Raw genomic sequence first — 8705 nt, 5'->3', positions numbered from 1 at the left:
GGTCAAGCCCGCTCCCACAGGTACAGTGCAAGCCTGTGGGAGCGGGCTTGACCCGCGATTGGGTGTCAGGAGCGACGTCCCAGCAACAGCCCGACCACCAGCCCGAAGCCGGCCGAAATCGCCACGGTCTGCCACGGGTGGCCGCCAATGTAATCCTCGGTGGCATCCACCGCCGGCTTGGCCTTTTCACGCACGCCGCCCACCGCATCCAGGGCCTGTTTGAGCTTGAGGCCCACCTGTGCGCGCAGGGTCTCGGCTTCTTCGCCCACCAGGGTGGAGCTGTCCTTTAGCAGCTTGTCAGACTCTTCGATCAGCGCCTGCAGTTCGCTGAAGGCCTGGTCCTTGATTTGTTCGGCATCGGCTTTAAGGGTGCTTTTCCTGGCCATGTACGCTTCCTCGTTGAATGATGGTCACTGTATCAATGGATGCCTGAGCGCGCCGAAAGTTGCAGCGCCTTGGCGGCGCTCGGTGGCTACAGTGTAAGATAGCCCCCATTTTCAAGTGGCAGGAATCACCATGAGTTTCAATCTGGCCAACATGAGCTTCGCCGAGCGGGCACAGATCGAGGACGAGAAGTCGCGACTGTTCGAGCTCTGGCAATCGAACCTGGGCAAGGCCAAGGCCGAAGCCGCGCGGCTGATCAGCGAGAAGCCGCGGCGCAAGGGCAAATGGGCCGAGTGGGTGCGGGCCGAGCTCGACGGCATGTCGCCGCCGGAGTTCGCCAACATGGTGCGCAGCGAAGTCAACAAGCTGATGGCGGCTGCCAAGTAGCCGACCCCCCAGCGCTACCACGCCGTATCGGTGGGCTTGGGCAGCGCCAGCCGCCCGCTGTCGGTGAAGCGCATCGTGCCGAAGGCGCCCCCGGCCAGCTTGCCGCGCAGCACATAGGGCATGCCATCCAGGTTGCTCACCCGGCTCAGGCCCACGGCCTGGCGCAGCATCGAGAACGCGGTGATGCTCACCGGAATGCTCAGTACCGCTTCGTCATAGCGCCCGATGCTGCCGTGCTGATCGCTGACCCCGGTTGCCAGCGGCTGGCCATTGACCTCCAGGTTGAGCGCCACGCCGTTGTAGTCGATGGGCGTTTCATTGGGGTTCTGCACCCGCAGTTTCACCGCCATGCGCATTTCCAGGTCCTGGCCGGGCAGCGGCTCGATGCCGATCACGCTGATGGTCAACGGGTCGCGCCCCTGCAGCAACGCGCAGGCGCTCAGGCTCAGGGCCAGCAGCAGGCCCAGGCCGACACGCAGGGTATGACGCAGGAAACAGGGCATGGGGCTTGGCTCCGGACAAATGTCTCTGCAGTGTGGCAAATGCCCGGCGCGGTTGAAAGTGGCGCAAGCAGCGTAACAATCTGAATCATCTCCGGCCCGGCAACGGGTTTCGTCGCGAACCTCTCGCGCCGTAGGCTATCCAACGCCTGGGGCCACTGACGTTGTGCAGGAGATGAACGCGATGAACCGATGGTTGCCGGCACTGACCGGCGCAGCACTGAGCCTGATACTGGGCATGCCTGTTCAGGCCGCCGACGCGGGCAATCCCTACAACGACCCGGTGCGCCGCGCCAACCCCAATTCCCAGCAGGGCACCGTGCGTTCCACGCCACCGCCGCGCGGGCCTTCCACCCAGCCGCTGCCGCGCCCACCCACCCTCGACAATGGCGGCATCGGCAACGGCCAGAACCTGCGCCGTGAACAGGTACCGCCGCGCCTGGACCCCTCCCGCCCGCCGCGCGAATCGACGCGTACGCCCTGATCGCTTGGCCCACTGCAAGGAACCCTGCATGTCTTCACGTACCTGGCTACTTTCCCTCTGCGCTGCGGCGCTGTTGCCGCTGACCGCCACCGCCGCCCCCGAGCGCACCTTCCCCAGCGAAGAAGGCCAGCTCACCGTCAGTACCCTGGCCGAGGGGCTGAAGAACCCCTGGGCGCTGGCGTTCCTGCCCGACGGGCAGGGCATGCTGGTGACCGAGCGCCAGGGCAACCTGCGCATCATCAGCGCCGACGGCAAGGTCGGTTCGCCGTTGAGCGGCGTGCCGCAGGTGTGGGCCAAGGGGCAGGGCGGGTTACTCGACGTGGCGCTGTCGCCGCAGTTCGAGCAGGACCGCATGGTCTACCTCTCGTATGCCGAAGGCGGGGGTGATGGCGACACGGCCGGTACTACCGTGGGGCGCGGCCGCCTGTCGAGCGACAACCTGCGCCTGGACGACTTCAACGTGATCTTCCGCCAGCAGCCCAAGCTGTCCAGCGGCAACCACTTCGGTTCGCGGCTGGTGTTCGACCGCGACGGCTACCTGTTCATCGCCCTGGGCGAGAACAACCAGCGGCCCACCGCGCAGGACCTGGACAAGCTGCAGGGCAAGGTGGTGCGCATCCTGCCCGACGGCCAGGTGCCCAAGGACAACCCCTTCGTCGGCCAGAGCAACGTGCGCCCCGAGATCTGGTCGTATGGCCATCGCAACCAGCAGGGCGCGGCATTGAACCCGTGGACAGGCGAACTGTGGACCAACGAGCACGGGCCTCGCGGCGGCGACGAGATCAACATTCCCAAGCCGGGCAAGAACTACGGCTGGCCCCTGGCGACGCACGGCATCAACTACTCGCTGCTGCCGATACCCGAGGCCAAGGGCAAGCGCGTCGAGGGCGCGGTGGACCCGCTGCACGTGTGGGAGAAGTCCCCGGCCATCAGCGGCATGGCGTTCTACGACAACCCGCGTTTCAAGGCCTGGGACCACAACCTGTTCATCGGCGCGCTGGCCGCCCAGGAGCTGATCCGCCTGCAACTGGATGGCGACAAGGTGGTGCATGAAGAGCGCCTGCTGGGGCAGTTGAATGCGCGCATTCGCGATGTGCGGGTGGGGCCGGACGGCTTTCTCTATGTGCTGACCGACGAGAGTGACGGTGCGCTGCTGAAGGTGGGCCTGACGCAGTAAGCGGCGGCGCGTGCTTTGCCGGCAAGGCCGGCTGCTGCAGGCGAAGCACGCCCCGAAAACCTCACTGATGCTACCCTTGGCCTTTTTCCGCACAGGCCCCCGGCATGTCCAGCCTCACCCCGCTGTCGTTGTACCAGCAATCCATCGAACTCAATGGCTTCGTCCCCGACGCTGCGCAGCAGCATGCCGTCGACTGCCTTCAAGCCTGCTTCGAGGCTCTTGAGCGCGGCGAGGTGGCGCGTGGGGTATACCTGTGGGGCCCGGTCGGGCGCGGCAAGACCTGGCTCATGGACCAGTTCCACCGCTGCCTGCAGGTGCCCGCCCGCCGCCAGCACTTTCACCACTTCATGCGCTGGGTGCATCAGCGCCTGTTCCAGCTCAACGGCACCGCCGACCCCTTGCAGGCCCTTGCCCACGGCCTGGCCGAAGAGATCCGCGTGCTGTGCTTCGACGAACTGTTCGTCAACGACATCGGTGACGCCATCATTCTCGGTCGCCTGTTCCAGGTGCTGTTCGACAGCGGCGTGGTCATCGTCGCCACCTCCAACCAGCCGCCGGCGCAGCTCTACGCCGACGGTTTCAATCGCGAACGCTTCGTGCCGGCGATTGCCGCCATCGAGCGGCACATGCACGTAGTGGCGGTGGACGGCGGCCAGGACCATCGCCTGCATCCCGGTGCCGAACTGCAACGCTACTGGGTGCGCCAGCCGGGCCAGCCCAGCGCGCTGGCCCGGGTGTTCGAGCAGTCGAGCGCGGGTGAACCGGTCACCCGCGAGGACCTGAGCCTGGGCTACCGCACGGTCAAGGTGGTGCGACGCAGCACCTCGGCGGTGTGGTGCACTTACAACGAACTGTGCGAGCAGCCCCTGGCCGCCATGGACTTCATGGCCCTGTGTGATCGCTTCAAGGTCATTCTGCTGGGCGAGGTGCCTGCACTCGGGGCCCGGCAACGACCGGGCAGAATCGCCCGCGGCACCGAGGACGGCGCCGAGCGGGTAGTGGCGGGGGATCGCGAACTGCCGCAGCTGTCGATTCACGACGACAGCGTGCGGCGCTTCATCGCGCTGGTCGATGAATGCTATGACCGCCGCGTGGCGCTGTACGTGGAGGCCGAGGTGGCACTCGAGGCGCTGTATACCGAAGGCTACCTGGAGTTCCCGTTCCGCCGCACCCTCAGCCGGCTGCGCGAGATGCAACTGCAACGCTTCTGCTGAAGCCGCTCAGCTGTGCACCCAGCCCAGGGTCAACAGCACCAGCACCAGGTAACGCCCGGCCTTGGCCACGGTCACCAACAGCATGAAACGCCAGAATGGCTCGCGCATGATCCCGGCGATCAGCGTCAGCGGGTCGCCGATCACCGGCATCCAGCTCAACAGCAGCGACCACTGGCCATAGCGCTGGTAGCGCTGCTGGGCCTTGTCCAGCTGGGCCTGGCTGAACGGAAACCAGCGCTTGTCGCGCAAGTGCTCGATACCCCGGCCCAGCAGCCAGTTGACCACCGAGCCCAGTACATTGCCGGCGGTGGCAATCGCCAGCAGCAGCAACCAGGCATCAGGTTCGTGCAGCAGCAGCCCGACCAATACCGCCTCGGACTGCAACGGCAACAGGGTGGCGGCGCCAAAGGCGCTGAGGAACAGCCCCCAGCCGCTCAGCATGGCGCCGTGCTCACGGGTAGTTGGCGACCACTTCGTCGGTGCCGTCGCGGGTCAGGCCGATGACCTGGTAGGCATCCTTGTGATCGCCCATTTCCATGCCTGGCGAGCCCATCGGCATGCCCGGCACGGCCAGGCCGCGCAGGTCGGGACGCTTGGCCAGTAGCTGGATCTGCTCGGCCGGCACATGGCCCTCGACGAACTTGCCGTCGATCACCCCGGTGTGGCACGACGCCAGGCGCGGCGCCACGCCCAGGCGCTGCTTGACTGCACTCATGTTCGGCTCCACATGGTCATTCACGCTAAAGCCGTTGTCGCGCAGGTGGCTGATCCATTCCTTGCAGCAACCGCAGTTGGGGTCGCGGTACACATCGATGGTCTGGCCGGCCTGGGCCAGCGCACTCATGGCCAGCAGGCCGAAGGCAACGAAATTCTTTTTCAGCATCGTGGATCTCCGGGGCCGCCGTCAGGGCAACCCGCGTCTCGAATGATCGGTGGTCGGTCAGTGCAACAGGGTAACCGGGCTCATGGCTGGAGCATAGCCGGGTGAAGCTGTCGCCAGACTGAGCGCTGCATTACAGATTTGTAAGGTAGGACACTGCCTGCGTGACCTGTGGGAGCACTCGCTCCTCTAACCCCAAACGATGGCGTCGTGCCTGGTCAGGGCGACCATCGGTGATGGAGTACCACAGTCAATCAAGGAAACATGACCCATGCAGGCACTCAAGGCCTACTTCAAGCGTCACGGGCACGAGCCGTTCCGGTTCGGTGAAGGGCGTATCAGCGGCTACCTGTCGGCCATGCTCGGCTTGCTCAGCCTGCTGGCGGTGCTGTGCTTTCTGTTCCCGCAGTGGCTGACCTTCGGCGAGTTCCGCAAGGTCTACAGCGAGCAGTTCGCCCGCACCCTGCTGCTGGCCGGGCTGGTGCTGGCGTTCAGCCTGGGCACCCTCAACATCCTGCTCAACCGGCGCAAGCGCCTGGGCTTCACCGGCATCAGCGCGGCGGGCCTGGCCGTGTTTCTGGGCGGCACCAACATTCAGACCGAAACCATCGGTCAAACCCCGTATTCCCTTGGCCTTGACTGGTTCGTGCTGGCGCTGCTGGTTTCGGCGATCATCTTCATCCCGCTGGAAAAGCTCTACGCCAAGGACCCGCAGCAGAACATCCTGCGTCCGCAGTGGCGTACCGACCTGAGCTACTTCTTCGTCAGCCACATGCTGGTGCAGTTCATCCTGATCTTCGTCACCGCCTCGTCCACCTGGCTGGCCGGCTGGGTGGTGTCCGAAACGCTGCAGGCCAAGGTGCAGAGCCTGCCGATCGTGGTGCAGTTTGTGCTGGCGGTGTTCGTCGCCGACCTGGGGCAGTACTGGCTGCACCGCCTGTACCACGTGGTGCCGTGGATGTGGCGTTTCCATGCGGTGCACCATTCCAGCACCGCGATGGACTGGCTGGCCGGCTCGCGCATCCATTTCGCCGAAATCCTGCTGACCCGCACCGGCGTGCTGGTACCGCTGATCCTGCTGGGCTTCTCGCCGCAGGCGATGAATGCCTACGTGATCCTGGTGGGCGTGCAGGCGGTGCTGGCGCATGCCAACGTGCGAATCGACGGCGGGTGGCTGAACTACGTGCTGGTGATGCCGCGCTACCACCACTGGCACCATGCCCGGCACAAGGACTACATCTACAAGAACTACGCGATCCACCTGCCCCTGGTCGACATGCTGTTCGGCACCTTCAAGCTGCCGCGCAAGGAATGGCCGACCCGCTACGGCGTGTTCGGCAAAGACCTGCCCGAAGGCATCGTGCGCCAGCACCTGTACCCGCTGCAAAAGCCCGAGCCCAAGGCCTGATAGCCCTTTGCCCGCTGCCCCATGCTGCGTTAGCCTTGCCGGGTGAACGGCATTGGGGCCAGGAGTATCCATGGACAACGTGATCATCATTACCGGCGCCGGTCGCGGCATTGGCGCGGCCACTGCGCTGGCCGCTGCGCGGGCCGGCTACCGCATCTGCATCAACTACCTTGCCGATGACGCCTCGGCCCATCGCGTGCTGGAGCAGGTGCGCGCGCTGGGTGCCGAGGCGATCACGGTGCGCGCCGATGTCAGCGTCGAGGATGAAATCATCCAGCTGTTCCAGCGTGTCGACAAGGAACTGGGCCGGGTCACGGCGCTGGTCAACAACGCCGGCACCATCGGCCACCAGAGCCGGGTGGAAGAGATGTCCGAGTTTCGCCTGCTCAAGCTGATGAAAACCAACGTGGTGGGGCCGATGCTGTGCGCCAGGCATGCGCTGCAACGCATGTCGACCCGCCATGGCGGGCCGGGCGGTGCCATCGTCAACGTGTCATCGGTGGCCGCGCGGTTGGGTTCGCCCAACGAGTATGTCGACTACGCCGCCTCCAAGGGCGCGCTGGACACCTTCACCCTGGGCCTGGCCAAGGAAGTGGCGGGCGAGGGCGTGCGTGTCAATGGCGTACGGCCGGGCTACATCTTCACCGACTTCCATGCCCTCAGCGGCGATGCCGAGCGGGTCCGCAAGCTGGAACCGGGCATCCCCATGGGCCGTGGCGGGCAGGCGGCCGAAGTGGCCGAAGCGATCCTGTGGCTGCTGTCGGACAAGGCCTCCTACACCACCGGCAGCTTCATCGACCTGGGCGGTGGGCGCTGAGCGCGCAGCATGGCCAAGGATATCGACAACCCGTGCATTTCGGCGTGCAAGCTCAGCGGCGAGCTGTGCGTGAGCTGCGGGCGCAGCAAGGACGAGATCAAGCAGTGGAAGCGCATGAAGCGGCCCGAGAAGATGGCCACGGTGGAGCGGGCGGCCAAGCGCCTGAAGGCCCTGAAGAAGAAAAACAAGCGCTAGGCCGCAGGTAGCGCGCCATCCTGACGCGCCCCCAGCGGTGGTCAGTGGGTGTTGACCAGGTCCTCTTCCTCCAGCCCGCGCGAGGCGCGGCCGACCAGCAACGGGTCGGGCTGGTGGGCGACTTTCGGGTCCTTGTCGGGGTAGTCCAGCGTGTGCAGGAAGTGGCGGATGCAGTTCAGGCGCGCCCGCTTCTTGTCGTCCGACTTGATCACGGTCCACGGTGCATCGGCAGTATCGGTGTGGAAGTACATCGCCTCCTTGGCGGCGGTGTACTCGTCCCACTTGTCCAGCGACTTGATGTCGATGGGCGAGAGCTTCCAGTGCTTGAGCGGGTCGTCACGGCGCGAGATGAACCGGCGCAGTTGCTCTTCGCGGTTCACCGAGAACCAGAACTTGAACAGCAGGATGCCGCTGTTGCACAGCATGCGTTCAAGCTCCGGGGTCTGACGCATGAACTCCAGGTACTGCATCGGCGTGCAGAAGTCCATCACCCGCTCGACGCCGGCGCGGTTGTACCAGGAGCGGTCGAAGAAGACCATTTCACCGGCGGTGGGCAGGTGCTGGATATAGCGCTGGAAGTACCACTGGCCCTTCTCCTGGTCGGAAGGTTTTTCCAGGGCCACGATACGTGCGCCACGCGGGTTCAGGTGCTCCATGAAGCGCTTGATGGTGCCGCCCTTGCCGGCGGCATCGCGGCCTTCGAACAGCACCACGATGCGCTGGCCGGTGGCTTTTACCCAGTTCTGTACCTTCAGCAGCTCTATCTGCAACTCATGCTTGGCCTTTTCGTACTCGGCGCGGCGCATGCGGTTGCGGTAGGGGTAATTGGCGGGCAGGGCGGCAGACACGCTGTCTTCGTTGGAGCCGCGACGCGGCGCACTGGCCACCTGCAGCGCGGCAGGCTCGTGGCTGATGGCACTGATTTCGATTTCGGCAGGGATCACCTGAGCAGGCTTGCGCGGGGCGCGTGGGCGGCGCGAACGAGTGACGGCCGCTTTGGGCGTGGCCGGCGAACTGCTGTCGTTGGACGAGGCGGATGGCAGGGGCAGGGGGTGTACGGTGGATTCTTCGCTCATGGTGGGCCTGTTTTGCGTTCTGATTTCCTCTATCTAGTGTAGGAGTGTGATTTTGCGATCTGTTGATCCTGGTCAATAGCGTGGAGGCAAGTGGCCATATATCACGCGGTAACGGTGGTGCTGCAATCGCGGGTCAAGCCCGCTCCCACAGAAACCGTCGAACCTGTGGGAGCGGGCTTGACC

The 8705-nt window shown here is 65.1% G+C and carries 12 protein-coding genes; 7 read left to right on the top strand and 5 right to left on the bottom strand.

What is annotated here, in order from left to right; translation table 11 throughout:
- Nucleotides 1-65: 65 nt before the first annotated feature.
- Nucleotides 66-386, bottom strand: a complete 321-nt coding sequence (locus QMX96_RS25830) for a DUF883 family protein (protein WP_043861132.1) — start codon at nt 384-386, stop codon at nt 66-68.
- A 130-nt stretch (nt 387-516) separates the two neighbouring features.
- Here QMX96_RS25830 and QMX96_RS25825 point away from each other — a divergent pair, with 130 nt between their 5' ends.
- Nucleotides 517-771, top strand: a complete 255-nt coding sequence (locus QMX96_RS25825; protein ID WP_043861131.1) for a hypothetical protein — start codon at nt 517-519, stop codon at nt 769-771.
- Nucleotides 772-785: 14 nt separating this feature from the next.
- Here QMX96_RS25825 and QMX96_RS25820 read toward each other — a convergent pair whose 3' ends face one another.
- Nucleotides 786-1274, bottom strand: a complete 489-nt coding sequence (locus tag QMX96_RS25820; RefSeq protein ID WP_043861130.1) for an LEA type 2 family protein — start codon at nt 1272-1274, stop codon at nt 786-788.
- Nucleotides 1275-1509: 235 nt separating this feature from the next.
- Between QMX96_RS25820 and QMX96_RS25815 the strand changes: the two genes are divergently transcribed.
- From QMX96_RS25815 to zapE, 3 genes are all read left to right on the top strand, one after another.
- Entirely contained in the window at nt 1510-1755 is a 246-nt protein-coding gene (locus tag QMX96_RS25815) for a hypothetical protein (protein ID WP_229590274.1), read from the top strand.
- 28 nt (nt 1756-1783) lie between these two features.
- Nucleotides 1784-2932 (top strand): PQQ-dependent sugar dehydrogenase, encoded by a 1149-nt coding sequence (locus QMX96_RS25810; protein WP_043861128.1) that lies wholly within the window; start codon nt 1784-1786, stop codon nt 2930-2932.
- Between the two features lie 104 nt (nt 2933-3036).
- Nucleotides 3037-4146, top strand: a complete 1110-nt coding sequence (zapE, locus tag QMX96_RS25805; RefSeq protein ID WP_282362676.1) for a cell division protein ZapE — start codon at nt 3037-3039, stop codon at nt 4144-4146.
- Nucleotides 4147-4152: 6 nt separating this feature from the next.
- Here the strand turns inward: zapE and QMX96_RS25800 are convergent, their stop codons facing one another.
- Nucleotides 4153-4587 (bottom strand): YqaA family protein, encoded by a 435-nt coding sequence (locus QMX96_RS25800; protein WP_058540424.1) that lies wholly within the window; start codon nt 4585-4587, stop codon nt 4153-4155.
- Nucleotides 4588-4597: 10 nt separating this feature from the next.
- The gene (locus QMX96_RS25795; RefSeq protein ID WP_043861125.1) at nt 4598-5029 is read right to left on the bottom strand and encodes a DUF411 domain-containing protein; all 432 of its coding nucleotides are present in this window, start codon (nt 5027-5029) and stop codon (nt 4598-4600) included.
- 268 nt (nt 5030-5297) lie between these two features.
- On the opposite strand from QMX96_RS25795, the gene QMX96_RS25790 reads away from it, so the two are divergent.
- From QMX96_RS25790 to QMX96_RS25780, 3 genes are all read left to right on the top strand, one after another.
- Nucleotides 5298-6434: a sterol desaturase family protein gene (locus tag QMX96_RS25790; RefSeq protein ID WP_043861124.1), complete on the top strand. Its 1137-nt coding sequence runs from the start codon at nt 5298-5300 to the stop codon at nt 6432-6434.
- Nucleotides 6435-6504: 70 nt separating this feature from the next.
- Nucleotides 6505-7251 (top strand): SDR family oxidoreductase, encoded by a 747-nt coding sequence (locus QMX96_RS25785; protein ID WP_043861123.1) that lies wholly within the window; start codon nt 6505-6507, stop codon nt 7249-7251.
- A gap of 9 nt (nt 7252-7260) precedes the next feature.
- Nucleotides 7261-7446, top strand: a complete 186-nt coding sequence (locus QMX96_RS25780) for a DUF1289 domain-containing protein (protein WP_043861122.1) — start codon at nt 7261-7263, stop codon at nt 7444-7446.
- Between the two features lie 41 nt (nt 7447-7487).
- On the opposite strand, the gene ppk2 is transcribed toward QMX96_RS25780, so the two are convergent.
- Nucleotides 7488-8522, bottom strand: a complete 1035-nt coding sequence (ppk2, locus tag QMX96_RS25775; protein WP_043861121.1) for a polyphosphate kinase 2 — start codon at nt 8520-8522, stop codon at nt 7488-7490.
- Between the last annotated feature and the right edge of the window lie 183 nt (nt 8523-8705).

The organism is Pseudomonas sp. PS01300, assembly GCF_029960155.1.
Lineage (GTDB): Bacteria > Pseudomonadota > Gammaproteobacteria > Pseudomonadales > Pseudomonadaceae > Aquipseudomonas > Aquipseudomonas palmensis.
The sequence above is the reverse complement of the archived record's forward strand: the minus strand, read 5'-3'. Positions and strand labels throughout refer to the sequence as shown.